General features: G+C 60.1%; 16 protein-coding genes. 11 read left to right on the top strand and 5 right to left on the bottom strand.

Features of this window, described 5'->3' with window-relative positions; genetic code table 11:
- The first annotated feature begins 14 nt into the window (after positions 1 to 14).
- The gene (gene ffh / locus PW789_RS01540) at positions 15 to 1,400 is read left to right on the top strand and encodes a signal recognition particle protein (RefSeq protein ID WP_299370542.1); all 1,386 of its coding nucleotides are present in this window, start codon (positions 15 to 17) and stop codon (positions 1,398 to 1,400) included.
- 338 nt (positions 1,401 to 1,738) lie between these two features.
- Here the strand turns inward: ffh and PW789_RS01535 are convergent, their stop codons facing one another.
- Entirely contained in the window at positions 1,739 to 1,882 is a 144-nt protein-coding gene (locus PW789_RS01535; RefSeq protein WP_299371588.1) for a hypothetical protein, read from the bottom strand.
- A gap of 188 nt (positions 1,883 to 2,070) precedes the next feature.
- Here PW789_RS01535 and PW789_RS01530 point away from each other — a divergent pair, with 188 nt between their 5' ends.
- The 6 genes from PW789_RS01530 to PW789_RS01505 all read left to right on the top strand — a co-directional run bounded on the left by PW789_RS01530 (position 2,071) and on the right by PW789_RS01505 (position 7,041).
- Positions 2,071 to 2,442, top strand: a complete 372-nt coding sequence (locus PW789_RS01530; RefSeq protein WP_299370540.1) for a group III truncated hemoglobin — start codon at positions 2,071 to 2,073, stop codon at positions 2,440 to 2,442.
- Positions 2,443 to 2,556: 114 nt separating this feature from the next.
- Positions 2,557 to 3,105, top strand: coding sequence for a dihydrofolate reductase family protein (locus PW789_RS01525; protein WP_299370538.1), 549 nt, complete (start codon positions 2,557 to 2,559; stop codon positions 3,103 to 3,105).
- Positions 3,106 to 3,666: 561 nt separating this feature from the next.
- A complete protein-coding gene (locus tag PW789_RS01520; protein ID WP_299370536.1) occupies positions 3,667 to 4,113 on the top strand; it encodes a hypothetical protein in 447 nt (148 codons plus the stop codon).
- Between the two features lie 71 nt (positions 4,114 to 4,184).
- Positions 4,185 to 5,369, top strand: coding sequence for a GGDEF domain-containing protein (locus tag PW789_RS01515; RefSeq protein WP_299370534.1), 1,185 nt, complete (start codon positions 4,185 to 4,187; stop codon positions 5,367 to 5,369).
- A gap of 60 nt (positions 5,370 to 5,429) precedes the next feature.
- Positions 5,430 to 6,797 (top strand): alpha-L-fucosidase, encoded by a 1,368-nt coding sequence (locus PW789_RS01510; protein ID WP_299370532.1) that lies wholly within the window; start codon positions 5,430 to 5,432, stop codon positions 6,795 to 6,797.
- A 100-nt stretch (positions 6,798 to 6,897) separates the two neighbouring features.
- On the top strand, positions 6,898 to 7,041 hold the full coding sequence (locus tag PW789_RS01505; RefSeq protein ID WP_299370530.1) for a DUF3309 family protein: 144 nt from the start codon (positions 6,898 to 6,900) through the stop codon (positions 7,039 to 7,041).
- A 59-nt stretch (positions 7,042 to 7,100) separates the two neighbouring features.
- Here the strand turns inward: PW789_RS01505 and PW789_RS01500 are convergent, their stop codons facing one another.
- Positions 7,101 to 8,636, bottom strand: a complete 1,536-nt coding sequence (locus PW789_RS01500) for a helicase HerA-like C-terminal domain-containing protein (protein ID WP_299370528.1) — start codon at positions 8,634 to 8,636, stop codon at positions 7,101 to 7,103.
- 121 nt (positions 8,637 to 8,757) lie between these two features.
- On the opposite strand from PW789_RS01500, the gene PW789_RS01495 reads away from it, so the two are divergent.
- Positions 8,758 to 10,329 carry an alpha-L-fucosidase gene (locus PW789_RS01495; protein ID WP_299370526.1) on the top strand — a complete coding sequence of 524 codons (1,572 nt, stop codon included), beginning with the start codon at positions 8,758 to 8,760 and terminating at the stop codon, positions 10,327 to 10,329.
- Positions 10,330 to 10,396: 67 nt separating this feature from the next.
- On the opposite strand, the gene PW789_RS01490 is transcribed toward PW789_RS01495, so the two are convergent.
- Complete coding sequence (locus tag PW789_RS01490) at positions 10,397 to 10,900, bottom strand: GNAT family N-acetyltransferase (protein ID WP_299370524.1); 504 nt, start codon at positions 10,898 to 10,900, stop codon at positions 10,397 to 10,399.
- Between the two features lie 94 nt (positions 10,901 to 10,994).
- Here PW789_RS01490 and PW789_RS01485 point away from each other — a divergent pair, with 94 nt between their 5' ends.
- Positions 10,995 to 11,909 (top strand): dienelactone hydrolase family protein, encoded by a 915-nt coding sequence (locus tag PW789_RS01485; protein WP_299370522.1) that lies wholly within the window; start codon positions 10,995 to 10,997, stop codon positions 11,907 to 11,909.
- 50 nt (positions 11,910 to 11,959) lie between these two features.
- On the top strand, positions 11,960 to 12,661 hold the full coding sequence (locus PW789_RS01480) for a peroxiredoxin-like family protein (RefSeq protein WP_299370520.1): 702 nt from the start codon (positions 11,960 to 11,962) through the stop codon (positions 12,659 to 12,661).
- A gap of 77 nt (positions 12,662 to 12,738) precedes the next feature.
- On the opposite strand, the gene pgi is transcribed toward PW789_RS01480, so the two are convergent.
- Positions 12,739 to 14,373, bottom strand: a complete 1,635-nt coding sequence (gene pgi, locus PW789_RS01475; RefSeq protein WP_299370518.1) for a glucose-6-phosphate isomerase — start codon at positions 14,371 to 14,373, stop codon at positions 12,739 to 12,741.
- Positions 14,374 to 14,671: 298 nt separating this feature from the next.
- Here pgi and PW789_RS01470 point away from each other — a divergent pair, with 298 nt between their 5' ends.
- Complete coding sequence (locus PW789_RS01470) at positions 14,672 to 15,535, top strand: IclR family transcriptional regulator C-terminal domain-containing protein (protein ID WP_299370516.1); 864 nt, start codon at positions 14,672 to 14,674, stop codon at positions 15,533 to 15,535.
- A gap of 74 nt (positions 15,536 to 15,609) precedes the next feature.
- Here PW789_RS01470 and PW789_RS01465 read toward each other — a convergent pair whose 3' ends face one another.
- Entirely contained in the window at positions 15,610 to 16,527 is a 918-nt protein-coding gene (locus PW789_RS01465; RefSeq protein WP_299370514.1) for a type I phosphomannose isomerase catalytic subunit, read from the bottom strand.
- Positions 16,528 to 16,687: the final 160 nt, after the last annotated feature.

Raw genomic sequence — 16,687 nt, 5'->3', positions numbered from 1 at the left:
AACTTGATGCAGTCATGTTCGAGAATCTTTCCGATAAGCTCCAGCGCTCCTTCAAAAACCTCCGCGGCCAGGGCACCATCACCGACGAGAACGTCTCCGACGCCCTCCGCGAGATCCGCATCGCCCTGCTCGAGTCCGACGTGAACCTCGCCGTCGTCGACCAGATCATCGAGCACATCCGCGAACGCGCCATGGGCTCCCAGGTGACCACCTCCCTGTCGCCCTCCGAACAGCTCGTCAAGATCGTCCACGATGAGCTCGTCAACATCCTCGGCAAGGACACCGCGCGCTTCCAGAAGTCCTCGCAGCCGCCCAGCGTCATCCTTATGGCTGGCCTGCAGGGCTCCGGTAAGACCACCACCTCCGCCAAGCTCGCCCAGTGGCTCAAGAAGGCCGGCCACCGGCCCATGCTCGTCTCCGTCGACGTCTACCGCCCCGCCGCCCGCCAGCAGCTCAAGGTCGTCGCCCAGTCCATCAGCGCCCAGCTCTACGAGGGCAAGATTGACGCCGCCACCCCCGGCACCGACGACGTCCTCCGCCTCGCCAAAGAGGCTAAGCGCGAGGCCGCCAACTTCGGCTGCGACATGCTCATCGTCGACACCGCCGGACGCACCGGCATCGACGCCGTCCTCATGGACGAGATGGCGCAGCTCAAAAAGCTCCTCTCGCCCTCCGAGATCCTCTTCGTCGCCGACGCCATGACCGGACAGGACGCCGTCAACTCCGCCAAGGCCTTCAACGACAGCCTCACCATCACCGGCGCCATCCTCACCAAGATGGACGGCGACGCCCGCGGCGGCGCTGCTCTCTCCATCCGCAACATCACCGGCGCGCCCATCAAGTTCCTCGGCACCGGCGAAAAGCCCGACGCCTTCGAGCCCTTCCACCCCGACCGCATCGTCTCCCGCATCATGGGCCACGGCGACATCGCCACCCTCCTCGAGCGCGCCGAATCCACGCTCGACAAGGGCAAGGCCGAGGCCTTCGCCAAGAAGGCACTCTCCGGCGACGGCTTCACCCTCGAGGACTTCCGCGACCAGCTCCGTCAGATCAAGAAGATGGGCTCCATGAAGTCCATCCTCAAGATGCTCCCCTCCGTCGGCCCCTTCGCCGGCATGTCGCAGGCCATCGACAACGTAGACGAAGGCCAGTTCACCCGCGTCGAGTCCATCATCAACTCCATGACCTCCCGCGAGCGCGCCGACCACGAGATCATCAACGGCAGCCGCCGCAAACGCATCGCCGCAGGCTCCGGCACCACCGTGCAGGACGTCAACAACCTACTCCGCCAGTACGGCCAGATGCGCAAGGTCTTCAAAACCATGGGCAGCGGAGGCGGCATGAAGGCCCAGCAAAGAATGATGAGTCAGCTACAAGGCCGCCAGAAGTTCGGCAGGTAGAAGGTTCACCGAAGGCGCGGTCATCAAACCAGCGCCGGCTTCCATCCACTATGCTCGCCGTTAACGGCTCCATGGTCACCTCGACATGCGACCCCAAAATTCCCAACCATTTTTTGCTAACAAATTGCAGTAACAGAAGTGTCATCCTGAGCGAAGTGGTTCGCGGCATTTTGCGAACCACGCAGTCGAAGGACCTGCGGTTGCTTTTGCCGTTGGCTCCCCAACGCCTCAAGCCTCACCGAACATCTTCACCGGCTTCCCCCACTCCTCACTCAAATCCACCCAGGCCGGATTCTCGCGTTCAATCAGCCAGATCTTCTTGGCGCGCGACCATCCCTTCAACTGCTTCTCCCGCGCGATCGCATCCTGAACAAAGGGATGCGCTCAAACCAAACCAGCCGATTGCAGTTGTACTTCTTCGAGTACCCTTCGAATCGCCCCTGTTTATGCTGTTCAACACGAAGCTCCATCTCGCTCGTCATACCCACATAAAAGTTATGACTCCTGCTGGCCACAATGTAGGTGTAGTACATCGCCTCATTCATTGAGCCCAGCATAGCAACCGCATCGAGAAGCAACCGCAGGCCCTTCGACTCCGTATCTAAAACTCGTCATCAATCGGGCATCTCTATCATTAACAAAGCACGAGCCGCAGTCCTAAACTATCCCCATGTCTTCAAAGATCACCGAACCCGAGATCTCCCTCCTCGTCGACACCTTCTACTCGAAGGTCCGCCTCGATCCCGACATCGGCCCCATCTTCAACGCCATCGTCGGTGACTGGCCCCATCACCTCGCCACCCTCAAGGACTTCTGGTCCACCGTCCTGCTCACCACCGGCCGCTACAAAGGCGACCCCATGATGACCCATCTTCAGCTCCCGCTCGACCCCGACCACTTCTCCCGCTGGCTCGCCCTCTTCGCCGAGACCGCCCACGAAGTCCTCCGGCCAGCGCACGCCGCCACCGTCATCGCAAAATCCCAGCGCATCGCCGAAAACTTCAAGGCAGGCATCGCCCTGCAGCGATCCACGGTCAGCTGAACCACGCGGTCAGCTAAACCACGGCGCGCCGACCGCCATCAGCGTCTGCCGGTCGTCCATCCGGCAGCCAAAGATGCCTTGCTGGTCTCTCGCCATCGGCGCTACCCTTCCCGAATGCGGCCTCTTCGCTACTCCATCAACGTCACACTCGACGGATGCTGCGACCACCGAGCCATCGTGCCCAGCGAAGACATCCATCGTCACGCAGTCGAGAATATCCAGCAGGCCGACGCCCTCCTCTTTGGCCGGGTAACTTACGAGATGATGGAGGCAGCATGGCGGTCTCCATTACCCGCGGGAGCAATGCCCGAATGGATGAAACCCTTCGCCCGCACCATCGACGCGGCAAAGAAGTACGTCGTATCCAGCAGCCTCAACAAAGTCGATTGGAACGCAGAACTCCTGCGCGGAGATCTCAGTAAGGCCGTTCAGCAGCTCAAGCAGCAACCGGGCAATGGACTCTTCGTCGGAGGCGTAAAGCTCCCGCAGGCACTGGCCGAACTAGGCCTGATCGATGAGTACGAGTTCGTAGTACAGCCCAGGCTCGCAGGCCACGGACCAACATTGTTCGCAGGGCTATCGAAGCCTGTCGACCTGACGCTCGTAAGCCGCCTGGAGCTCAGCTCAGGCGCGGTTGCGATGCGGTATGAGCCGAAAAGATAGCCATTGGCTTGCTCGTTCTAATTCAGGACAGGTGCCGCACACATGCCGGGTGCCCCATACATGCCGAAGGCATGTGTGGGTTCATTCGAGCAAAGCTCGAACCGCCTTCTTTAAGAGAATCACTTCAGCCGTGCCAAAGCCCAACATCGATCAACTCCGCCGAAGGGCCGGAGTGAAGCCCCAAAAGGGCAAAACTAATCGCCAGTCACAACAGACGACGCGAGCCTCACCAATCCCTGTCAAGCCCCCAAATTAAACCAAATTCTTCAATAAACCACCTATCGCAAACAAAACACTAAACTTGCCAGACGAAAACAAACATCTCTCAACTGGCATATTTCCCACCTCAACTCTCTAAAATAGAAGTAGTCGCAAATAACAAAGCCCCGGCAGCTGCCGGGGCTTCTCTACTTAACGCAGCAAACCATTTCATTTCAATATTTTGACTGGATCATACGAAGATTCCCCAGACATTCCACCGTTTGGCCACCAACCTGCACCCGAGGTCCAGACCTAAATTATCTATTTTCAATATTTTGACCCGAAACAAGGGGGGATACCATGATCGATCAGCCGAACGAAGCTCTGCACAACAACGACAACCCGGCCAGCAAACACCAGTGCCACCACATCTTCCCCGACAATCACCGCTGCGGCAGCCCGCGCATGCGCAACGAGCAGTTCTGTTACTTCCACCACGACTACCGCCGCCCCGTCGTCGCTCCCCAGGAGCGTTACGCCCGCACCTCCAGCTTCTCCCTCTTCACCCCCAGCAGCCACGAAGCCATCGAAGAGTCCCTCGGCGAGCTCCTCTCCCGCATCGCCGCCAACCACATCGACGCCCGCCGCGCCGGCCTCCTCCTCTACGGCCTCCAAATCGCCGCCACCAACCTGCGCTCCACCCAGAGAATCCAGGCAGCACAAACCGGCCCCGCACCTGCTCCAAACCCGGCAACGGAAGAACCGCTCTCCGCGGAAATCACCCGCATCCAAACCCAGAGGCAATGAAAAACAAATCGCGAAGAATTCATACTTCGCCTTACACTGTTGTCGAACCCCGAAAAGCACAGGACGACGATTTGGATATTCATTCCCTACATGTTGAACATGTTGTCTCCCTTGTTCTCTTTACCCTGCTGACCTTCGCCAACTCCTGGCATTACAAAGGCATGAAGGGTGTGAACTGGTTCTGCGGCTACAGCCTCTTCGTCCTCATCGGCGCCATCGCCGTCGCCCTGCGCGGCCACATCCCCAACTCAATCTCCATCCTCGCCGGAACCATCCCCGTTGCCGTAGGCTACGCCAGCCTCTGCCTTTGCCTGAAAGACTTCTTCGACCGCCCAACCTGGCACGTTTACATCCATGGCACCCTGCTCTTTTTGATGACCATTGCCATGGTTGAATATGGCGTCCTCCATCCTGATACGGCCCGCCGCCTCGTCGTCTACAGCATCATCCTCTTCTTCCAGCAGCTCTATCTCGCCGCTCTCCTCCTGCAGAACCGCAACCCATCGCTCAACATTCCCGCCGTCTGCATGCTGCTCATGGTCTGCGGCCTCGCTCTGAGCAACCTCGTGCGCGTCATCGGTGTCACTCTCCACGGCGCCCCTCGCGACTACCTGCAGGCAGGACCATTCCTCGCCTGGCTCGTCATCATCAACTCCTGTCTTCAGGGCGGCATCATGATCGCCTACGTTTGGATGACCGCTGCCATGCTTCGCGGCAAGCTGGAGGTCCAGGCATCCACGGATCCCCTGACCGGCGCTCTAAACCGGCGAGGCATTGAGCTGGCCGCCGAGCAGCGTATCCTCGCCTGCCGTCGCGATCATCAACCCCTCTCTGCCGTCGTGATCGATCTCGACGACTTCAAACACGTCAATGACACCTACGGTCATCACTGTGGAGACGCAACCCTCATCGCCGTTGCAGCCTGCCTGCAGCGAGGAATCCGTCCGCGTGACATCCTGGCCCGCATCGGCGGAGACGAGTTCGCTATTTTGCTGCCAAATACGCCGCACAACGAGGCCCTTGAGATTACCGAGCGGCTGAGAACGGCTGTCGCAGCCACGGACATCATCTACGGACAGACGCGCACCCGCGTGACGGCCAGCTTCGGTCTCGCCCAGCTGGAAACCTCGGAAGAGAACTGGGAGCAGCTATTCCTCAACTGCGACAAGATCCTCTACGACGAAAAACGTTCCGAGCGACACCGCAATACGACGCGCACAGCTTCAGCCCACACCCTCGAGATCCTTCCCCACTGATGCCCTGAGAGTCAGGCAAGACATTTAGCTGAAATTGAATCCGCAACAATCCGCTACCTTATGTTTATGCGTCGTCTCTGTTCTTCTCTGCTCGCACTCGCGCTGTCGCCTGCCTTCTGTGCACCGTCTCAGGCTCAAAGCTTTCCCGACATCAAGCCAAATCCTGCACAGCTGCACTGGCAGGATTTGGAGATCGGTGTCATCATCCACTTCTCGACCAACACCTTTTTGAATCGAGAGTGGGGCGACGGGACCGCATCGCCGTCCACCTTCAATCCCACACACGTCGATACCGACCAGTGGATGCAGGCCGCCAGGGCTGGCGGAGCAAAGTACGCTGTCCTCGTTGCCAAGCATCACGACGGCTTCGCTCTCTTCCCCAGTTCAAATACTGACTACTCGGTGAAGGCCAGCCCGTGGCTCAACGGCAAGGGAGATCTTGTTCGTCTTGCCTCTGACTCCGCACATCAGGCAGGCCTCGGCTTCGGCGTCTATCTCTCCCCCTGGGATCGCCACGACAAGCGTTATCCCGATCCGGCCGCCTATGACAAGTACTACCTCGCACAGCTGACCGAGCTGTCTACTCACTACGGTCCGCTCGCGGAGTTCTGGCTCGATGGCGCCGGTTCCGCAGGCCGTACCTATGACTTCAACAAAATCATCGAAGAACTGCGCACCTACCAGCCCAACACCGTCGTCTTCGCCGACACGGCGCTCTTCAAGGATGCCGATGCCCGCTGGGTTGGTTCGGAAGATGGCACCGTGCCGTACGAGAACTGGAACGTCATCGACCGCGCCGGTTATCTCCGCTGGCGCCCCGTCGAGGCCGATACCCCACTCCGGAAACTGCATTGGTTCTGGCATCCCAACGATGAGGCCTCCCTGCTTTCGCTCAATGAATTACTCGACATCTACAACAAGACCGTCGGCCGCGGTGCGCAGTTGATGCTTGGCCTTGCGCCTGACAACACAGGCCTGCTGCCCGAATCAGATGCCAACCGCCTGCGCGAATTTGGTGAGGCGGTTCAGCGTCTCTACGGCCCTGCCAGCAACCTGGCGGTGAAGACGCCACACACGCTGAGCGAGCCTGCAGCCAGGTCCGCTGTCGACAATGATCCATCGACCTTCTGGTCCGCCCCTGCACGTCACGCCACGCTCGAGCTCAGCTTTGCCAAGCCCATCACCTTCGACCGCGCTCTCACCATGGAGTGGCTCAACGAAGGTCAACACGTTCAGGAATACAGCATCGAGGTCTGGCAGAACGGAGCCTGGAAGACCATCGCTCACGCTCAGGCGATAGGCCACAAGAAGATCGATATCTTCCCGGCCGTTACCGCACAGCGTGTTCGCCTCAACCTGCTGTCCACTGTGGGTTCCGCTGGCATCCGAGAGTTCCAGATTTTCAACGGATCAGTCACGGCGCGCTAGATCGAACCGCAAAGATGTTCTCCCGCCGTACCCCCGGCGCTGATTCTGCATCCTAGCTAAGGGACGACTGACTTTCGCCACGATAGGAGAACAAAAAACAATGCTTCTTCTTCTGATCATTCTGATCTTGCTGTTTGGCTTCGGTGGCTATCGCATGGGACCAGGTCTCGGCTACTACGGTGGAGGAGGTCTAAGTCTTATCCTGACCATCGTCCTCATCCTGCTGCTGCTGAAGGTTATCTAAAATAGCGATGCGGCCTGCGAAGATTCTCTATGCAGGCCGCACTCGTTTTCAGTTCCAGCTTAGCGCCGCCTGCTGGTGTTGCCCCCCAGTAGCGACCCCAGAACACCACGAATAATCTCGCGGCCTACCGTGCTCCCCATCGTGCGAGCCGCGCTCTTGACCATTGCCTGAACCACCGTGTCTCCACGCCTTGTGCCGCCCCCTCCAAGAACGCCTCCCAGAACACTTCCCGCAGACCCCAGCCAGCCACCGTCATGCCCTTCAGGCACAGTTCCAGCGCCGGCGCCGCCCGGTGCAGGCGCTGCAGAAACCGTGGACGCAACGACCTTGCCCTTCAGCCTCTCGTAAGCCGACTCGCGATCCACCGGCGTCTCGTAGACGCCTGCGACCACCGAGCTTTTGATGATCGCGGCGCGCTGTTCCGGGGTGATTGGCCCAATCTGGCTGTGTGGCGGGCAGACCATCGCCCGCTCCACCACTCCCGGTATGCCCTTCACATCAAGGAACGAGACCAGCGCCTCTCCAACGCCCATCTGCGTGATCACCTGTTCCACGTTCAGCTTCGGGTTCTCACGAAACGTCTGTGCCGCAGCCTTCACCGCCTTCTGATCCTTCGGCGAGAAGGCCCGCAGCGCGTGCTGCACGCGGTTTCCCAGCTGGCCCAGCACAGTGTCCGGCACGTCGATCGGATTCTGTGTCACGAAGAAGACCCCGACACCCTTCGAGCGAATCAACCGCACCACCTGCTCGATGCGCGACTGCAGCACCGAGGGCAGATCGTTGAAGAGCAGGTGCGCCTCATCGAAGAAGAAGACCAGCTTCGGCTTCTCCTGGTCACCGATCTCCGGAAGTTTCTCGAACAACTCGCTCATCAGCCACAGCAGAAACGTTGCATAGAGCTGAGGAGACTGCAGCAGCTTGTCTGCTGCAAGAATGTTGACGACGCCTTTGCCGGAGCCATCCGTCTGCAGCAGGTCTTCGATGTTCAGCGCAGGCTCGCCGAAGAACTGGTCGCCACCCTCCTGCCCCAGCGTGACGAGGCCGCGCTGAATCGCGCCAATGCTTGCCGCCGAAATGTTGCCATAGCTCGACTGATATTCCTTGGCATGTTCCGAGACGTGCTGCAGCATCGCCTGCAGGTCCTTCATATCCAGCAACAGCAGGCCACTATCGTCGGCGATCTTGAAGACCAGCGTCAGCACGCCCGCCTGCGTCTCATTGAGATTGAGAATGCGGCTGAACAACAGTGGTCCCATCTCGCTCACCGTCGAGCGCACCGGATGACCTTCCTTCCCGAAGACATCCCAGAACGTGACCGGGCAGCCGGAGAAGCTCCACTCGCCCAGGCCGAGCGACTTCACTCGCTCATCGAACTTCGGCGAGCTTTTGCCGGGCTGGCTGATGCCGGAGAGATCGCCCTTCACATCTGCCGCGAAGACAGGCACGCCGATCGAGCTGAGCGCCTCGGCCATCACCTGGAGCGTCACCGTCTTCCCCGTTCCGGTCGCGCCGGCCACCAATCCGTGGCGGTTCGTCATCCCGGCCAACAGGTAGAGTTCATCGGTCCCCTTCGCGATCATCGGCATCTCAACCATCTCTGTTTTGCTCCTTAATCTGCTTCGTCAGTCCTTTCACAATATCGCATCCTTGCACTTCTCCCCCGACACCGCTAGAGTGGTGCTGCCTGTCCACTCCCATGAAAGCGAACTTCCAGCAATGAAACTGACGCGTCGCGACTCACTCAAGCTTTTCGCTGCTGCCACCCCGAGCTTTGCCCTTCGCCCGGCTCGAGCCTTTGCCGCCGATCTTCCCATCGCTGCGGGACCTTTCCAGGGCACACGCTCCTCCCTCGCTGGCTACAAGATTCCCTCCTGGTTCGGCGAGGCTAAATTTGGCATCTGGTCGCACTGGGGGCCACAGTCGGCCATCGAGGACGGCGACTGGTACGCACGCAACATGTACGTGCAGGGCTCGGATCAGTACAAGTACCACCTCAAGACTTACGGCCATCCCTCCAAGGTCGGCTACAAGGATCTCGTGCCGCAGTTCAAGGCTGCGCGCTGGGACCCCGATCATCTGATGGATCTCTATGTCAAAGCGGGAGCAAAGTACTTCTTCTCCATGGGCGTGCATCACGACAACTACGACATGTGGAACTCGAAGTACCAGAAGCGCTGGAACGCCGTCGCCACTGGTCCCAACAAGGACATCGTCGGCATCTGGAAGAATGCGGCACGCAAACGCGGCCTGCGCTTCGGCGTCTCCGAACACCTCTCCAACTCCTACGACTGGTTTGCGACGTCCCACACCAGCGACTCAACCGGCCCGCTGGCCGGCGTGCCGTACGACGGCGTGCTTCCCGCATACGCCGATCTCTACCACGACTACACCGGCGAGCCAGCCGACTTTGTGAAGACCGCGAAGGCCATGGGCCGCGTCGCTCCCACCCGCTGGAAGCAGGAATACTTCAACCGCATCAAGGACCTGCTCGATCAGCATCAGCCCGATCTGCTCTACACCGACGGCGGCATTCCGTTCGAAGAGTACGGCCTTTCTCTGGTGGCGCATCTCTACAACCTCAGTGCCAAAAAACACGGTGGCAAGGTTGAATCCATCTACTTCAGCAAGACCATGACCGACTGTGAAAACGGAACCTGCGCCCTCGATCGCGAGCGCGGCGTCCTTGATGACATCGCGGCCAATCCATGGCAGACGGACACCTGCGTCGGCGAATGGCATTATCGCCGTGGCGTCAAATACAAATCGGCGAAGAAGGTCATCGACCTGCTTGTCGATATCGTCAGCAAGAACGGCAACCTGCTGCTTAATTTCCCGCTGCCCAACTCCGGCGAGCTCGATCCCGAAGAAGTCACGACTCTCGAAGGCATCACCGCGTGGATGCAGATCAACAGCGAAGGCATCTATGCCTCGCGCCCGTGGAAGATCTACGGCGAAGGTCCCTCCACCAAGGTCGTCATTGCCAAGAACGGCAAGGAGTTCGATCCCAATGAAGGCAAGAAGCCGGACCTCGGCGCCCAGGATATCCGCTTCACCACCAAGGGCAAGACGCTCTATGCCTTTGTGCAGGGCTGGCCTGCGGGTGAGGCCGTCGTGACCTCTCTCGGCACCGGCAGCCCACACGCGCAGAAGGTCGTCGGAGCGCACATGCTCGGCTACAGTGAGTCGCTCAAGTTCACGCAGAGGGCCGACGGCCTGCACGTCACCATGCCATCCACGCGGCCGGCCTCAGCCGATATCGGCATCGCGCTCAAGCTGACTGTGGCCTGATCGAACAGAACGCGCGTCGCAGCGCAGCAGGAACAAGAGCAACTGTTCCGCTGCACTGCAGACGCAATCAGGCGTGTTTCACCATCTTCACGATCTCAATATGCTCCCCGTTGCCGACCGGAACCTGCGCCCGCTCGACCTCCCTGTAGCCTTTGAGCTTGTATAGCTTCATGCCGGTCAGTGTGCTCCCCATCTCAAAGCTTCGGAAGCCTGCAGCGACCGCGGCATCTTCAGCGGCCTTCAGGATCAGGCTGCCCAGCCCCATCCGCGCAAAGTCTGGATGGACAAAGATCGCCCGCACCTTCGCCGCGTCCGTTGCAGGATTCAGCAGCTCCGGCTCAATCTTCTCCACCTGGCTGTCACCGCCGTACAGCGTCTTCCGCTTCGACCATCCACCGCATCCGGCAAGCTCACCGCTCTCGGAGAACGCAAGAAAATAGGTGCCATCCGCGATCAGCTGGGTGTCCGTCGTAAATACGGTCTTCAGCGAAGCATCAATTTCGGCAGGCGAGTAATCCCCTGCCTGCAGGTCACGTACGGAGGCATCGATCACCCGGCGGACTGCAGGCATGTCCTCATCCGTCGCCATTCGTAATCTGAAGTTCATATCAACAAGTCTACGGAATCGGTTGCTGGATGACAGCCGCACGATCTACACTCGGCCCATGCGCCGTCCGTACGTTGTTCTCGCCGCCTTCCTGCTTGTGCTTGCCTCTCTCACTGCATCGGCCCAGCAGTGGGCGAAGACCAGGCTCGACGCCTCGCCGCGCCATCGCGAGTACGTCACGCTCAAGAGCAACGGCCGTAACGTACAGGCCTTCGTCGTCTACCCCGAGGTCAGCGGCAAGGCGCCCGTCATCATTCTCATCCACGAGATCTTCGGCCTCTCCGACTGGGCCAAGGAGATGGCGGACGAACTAGCGGCAGCAGGCTACATCGTCGTCGCGCCTGACCTGCTGTCCGGCGCCGGGCCCAGCGGCGGCAACTCCGACTCCTTCACCAGCATGGATGCCACGACCAAGGCTGTCTCCGGCCTGAACCCGGATCAGGTTCTCTCCGATCTGGACGCTGCCGCCGACTATGCCAGGAAGATCCCCGCCTCCAACGGGACCTTTGTTACGGTCGGCTTCTGCTGGGGAGGCGGCAAGTCGTTCGCCTTTGCCGCGCATCGCAAAGACCTGGCCTCGGCCTTCGTCTTCTACGGTCCTCCGCCTGCCGACTTCTCGACCATCACGGCTCCTGTCTATGGCTTCTACGCTGGCAACGATGCACGCATCGGCGCCACGGTTCCCGCAACCATTGAAGGCATGAAGGCCGCTGGCAAGAAGTATGAGCCCGTGACCTATGACGGTGCGGGCCACGGCTTCATGCGCGCAGGAGAAGACCCAACCAACACCAATCCTGCCAACGAAAAGGCGCGCAACGAAGCCTTTACCCGGCTGAACACGCTGCTCAAGGCGCTCCCCGCAGCCCATGCCTCCTGGGCTGTACCGGCGACTACGCCGGTACAGGCTGCTGGCAAGGCCCATGCGACGGAATCCACGCCTGAGTGTCATTCCACAACCGCCGGTTCCATGTAAGTGATCCCGCTCACTGTCCCCTTTGCTCTGCGGCTGCGATAATAGAGTTCGTGGCCGCATCGCTGAATAACAAATCGCTCCACACGCCGCTCCAGGAGCAGCTCGACCTCATCACCCAGAACACCCGTGCGCTGGTTCAGCCCGAGCGCCTCGCATTCTCGGAACGCATGGTCGCCGAACTGTTCTCGACTGGAATTGAAGACCGTATTCTGCAGGCCGGAGTTGCTCCATCGTTCAGCCTTCAGGACGGCCATCATGGCAAGACGGTCAACTCCAGCGACCTGCTGGCACTCGGCCCTCTCGTCATCAGCTTCTTCCGCGGCCGGTGGGATCCCTACTGCATGACCGAGCTTGAGAACTGGCGCAATCTTTACTCCGAGCTGCGCAGCCGCAGTGCGCTCTTCGTCGCCATCTCGCCGCAGACCACGCGTCAGAACGCTTTTACGATCGATCAGCATGGGCTGCCGTTTCCTCTGCTCACCGACCCTGGCTGTGCCGTGGCGGAGCAGTTCGGCCTCGCGCATTCGGTCTCGCAGGAGCATCGCCGCTACTTCCAGTCCATTCTGGTGAACATTCCCTACAATAACGCCGGCCTGAACTACCAGACGGCCACCGAGGAGAGCTGGCGTCTTCCCCTGCCCGCGGTCTACATCGTCCGTCAGGACGGCAGCATCGCCTTCGCCGAGGCGCACGCCGACCACCGCGTTCGCACCGAACCGGCCGACGTCTTCGCCGCGTTGGACGCGCTCTAGGCTGAATCGAACCGTACGTTTCAAGGCAAAAAGAAAAGGCCCCGGAGTTATCCGGGGCCTTCGTCTGCCGAAAAACGTTACTTGCCGCTGCGATAGCGATTGATCAGGTTTGTCGTGGAGCTGTCATGGGCCAGCTTCGGCTCATCTTTCGACTCCAGCTCGCCCAGGATCTTCGTGGCCAGAACCTTGCCGAGCTCAACGCCCCACTGATCAAAGGAGTCGATGTCCCAGACCACGCCCTGCGTAAACACGGCATGCTCGTAAAGCGCTACCAGCTTACCCAGCACCGCAGGCGTCAGCTCATCGACCAGGATCACATTCGAGGGACGGTTGCCTTCGAAGACGCGATGCGGCACCAGCCAGTCCGGCGTTCCCTCCGCCTTCACCTGCTCAGCCGTCTTGCCGAAGGCCAGCGCCTCGGCCTGAGCAAAGACATTGGCGAGCAGCATGTCATGATGACGACCAAGCGGATTCAGCGACTTGATAAAGGCGATGAAATCACAGGGGATCAAACGCGTTCCCTGGTGAATCAGCTGATAGAACGAGTGCTGTCCGTTCGTTCCCGGCTCGCCCCAGTAGATTGCGCCGGTCTGGTAGTTCACGGTCGCGCCGTCCAGCGTCACATGCTTGCCGTTGGACTCCATCGTCAGCTGCTGCAGGTACGCCGGAAAGCGCTTCAGGTACTGCTCGTACGGCAGAACAGCCTGTGTCTGCGCGTCAAAGAACTCCGTGTACCAGACCGTCAAGAGACCCAGCAAGGCCGGCATGTTCTTCTCGATCGGAGCCGTGCGGAAGTGGACGTCCATCGCATGGAAGCCGGCCAGCATCTCGCCGAAGTTCTTCGGACCGATCGCGATCATCGTCGACAGGCCAATCGCCGAATCCATCGAATAGCGGCCGCCGACCCAATCCCAGAAGCCGAACATGTTCGCCGTATCGATGCCGAACTTTGCAACCTCCTTCGCATTGGTGGAGATGGCGACAAAGTGCTTCGCAACCGCCTTCTCATCGCCCAGCTTCGCCAGCGACCAGTCACGCGCCGTGTGCGCGTTCGTCATCGTCTCCTGCGTGGTGAAGGTCTTCGACGCCACCAGGAAGAGCGTCTCTTCCGGATCCAGATCGACCACGGCCTCGGCAAAGTCCGTGCCGTCAACGTTCGAGACAAAGCGGAAGGTCAGGTCGCGCTGCGAGTAGTGCTTCAGCGCCTCGTACGCCATCACCGGGCCCAGATCCGAGCCACCGATGCCAATGTTGACGACGTTCTTGATGCGCTTGCCGGTGTGGCCCTTCCACTCGCCCGAGCGAATCTTGTCGGCAAATCCAGCCATCTTGTCCAGAACCTCATGGACGGCGGGCACGACGTTCTCGCCATCGACCACGATGGTTGCGTCTTTTGGAGCGCGGAGCGCAGTGTGCAGAACGGCGCGGTTCTCCGTGATATTGATCTTCTCGCCGGTGAACATCGCCTCGGTGCGCGCCTTCAGTCCCGATTCCTCGGCCAGGGCGATCAGAAGCTTCAGCGTCTCATCCGTCACACGGTTCTTCGAGTAGTCGAGGAAAAGCCCCTCTGCCTCCAGCGTCAACCGTTCGCCGCGACCGGGATCGGACTGAAACAGCTCCCGCATATGCTTGCCGCGAATCTGCTCAGCATTGGCCGCAAGCCCCTTCCAGGCTGCTCGATCGGTAAGAGGTACAGTCTTTGTTGCCGTCATACGCTTCACTTCTCCTTTTTGTGTCCCGCTGCCTCGCGTCGGAATGCGTCTGCTCTCTAGTGTAAGACCGATACGCCTCTTCCATGTGCTGGCCCTCATGCGTAAGACGCCAAAGCAAGTCTGTTTACGAAAAAATGATATGTTTTGCCTGCTCTCGCGTCTGAAAGAGAAAGAGGTCGATTACCGCTCGCCGTAGCCGAAATCTTGCATCGTAAAGAGTCGTGCGGTTATCGTATCTATTAACCGGCTATCGCCCCAGCCCTGCTCAAGCCTGCGATAGCCTGCCAGGAAGGGATCCATGAGCTTAACTACTCGCCCCGCGACTGCGCCTTCACTGCCTACTGCCACTCCTCCTCCCTCGCCACCGGTTAAGCAGACTCCCGCAGCATCGCTGGATGTCTACACTGGCGACCCCAATTTCATGACCTCCCTGGCGCGCGGCCTCATCGTCATTCAGGCCTTTACCCAGCAAAACCCGCAGATGACCATCTCTCAGCTCAGCATTCGTACGGGCCTCTCCCGAGCTGCGGTGCGCCGTTGTCTTTACACCCTCACCAAGCTCGGTTTTGCCGGTGCAGAAGACGGCTCGCGCTACTCGCTCCGTCCGCGCATGCTGACGCTCTCTCACACCTACACCGCCTCCAACACGTTGTCCTCCGCCGCGCAGCCCATCCTGGAGCGGATGTCTGCGACCCTGCGAGAGTCCTTCTCCGTGGCTACGCTTGATGGCGAAGACATCGTCTACGTCGCACGCAGTGCCGTCAACCGCGTCATGGCGGTCGATCTGCACATCGGCAGCCGACTCCCGGCATACTGCACCAGTATGGGACGCATCCTGCTCGCTTACCTGCCGCCCGAACAGCTCGAGGCATACCTCGCACGCGCCGTGCTCACGCCCCACACCACGCGCACCGTCGTCTCCGTCGAGCGCCTGCGTATGCTGTTGCGCACCATTCGCCGTAACGGCTATGCCATCTGCGACCAGGAGTACGAAGTCGGTCTCCGCTCGGTGGCTGTTCCCGTCTTCGCCCCCAGCGGTCGAGCCGTCGCGACGATCAACCTCAGCGGAAATGCGCCCCGCATCTCAACTCTCGAGATGCAGACACGCTTTCTGCCCCACCTGCGTAACGCCGCAAACGAGCTCTCCATCTTCCTTCGCTGAAGGATGTTGGTTTTCAAAAGGAAAAGGCCCACCATCCGGTGGGCCTTTCTGTCCTGATACCCGATTCGCAAAGCTTAGCCCATCGCCGGCGCTATGCAGCGGACAAACGCCGAAGCCTCGGAAGCCTCGATGATGACCTCGCCGACACCCTCCGGGATCACGATCGCCTTACCGGGCTCCAGCTCAATCTCTTCTCCCGGGGTGATCACCGCGACCTTGCCCTTCAGGCCCACAACGCATCCCGGCCCGGAGAAGCTGATCTTGCGCTCCTCGTCCTTCTCCAGATCGAAGCGATCGACGGTGAAGTACTTCTGTTCGATCAGGCGTGTGAAGCCGTCCATCTCCCGTGCCTCGACCTTGCCAGCTTCGGTGACCGGACGAATCACCTTGAGTCCCTGCTCAAGATGGAGCTCACGCGGGCGGCCGTAGTCATACAGGCGGTAGGTGATGTCGCTGGTCTGTTGCGTCTCCAACAGAACGCAGCCGGGCCCGATCGCATGCACGGTTCCGGCATCGACAAAGAGCATGTCGCCCACATTCACCGGCACCCAGACCATCAGGTCTTCCATCGTGCCGTCTGCGACCGATGCCGTAATCTTCTCCGGCGTGGACCCCGGCTTCAGGCCAAGCGCCACTGCAGCTCCCGGCTCGGCTTCCAGAACGTACCAGCACTCCGTCTTTCCGCGCGTTCCGCCCGAAGCCTTCGCCTGTGCGTCATCGGGATGCACCTGCACCGAAAGCTTCTCGTTCGGGAACAGCAGCTTCACCAGCAGAGGAAACTCACCGCCCAGGTCCGTCGAGAGTGACTCCAGTGTCCTGCCCTCGAACTCACCCTCTTCCACCACACACTGCGGTCCTGTCAGCCATGCCTCGCCTACAAGCTCGGTGGTGCCCGTCTCGCTGTACCACGGCTCAAGGCTCTTCTTGCCCCATGGTCTCTCGCTGAACCAGGGCTTCAGCCGAAACGGTGCTACCTTCGTCGTCGTTGCCATGCCTTATGCTTCCCTTCTTTTCAACTTCAGGAGCCCATCTGTGGGGCTCATCCACTTCTAGAATAAGCCTGTTCGCGGCAGCAGTGAAGGTGCGCCCAACATCCATGCCGTTGCCCTGCTTCGCGCAGGGCGAACATTCGCAATAGCCGCTTCGAAGTAC

The sequence above is a fragment of the Edaphobacter sp. genome, assembly GCF_028283685.1.
GTDB lineage: Bacteria > Acidobacteriota > Terriglobia > Terriglobales > Acidobacteriaceae > Edaphobacter.
This window is presented reverse-complemented; position numbering and strand designations above follow the sequence as displayed.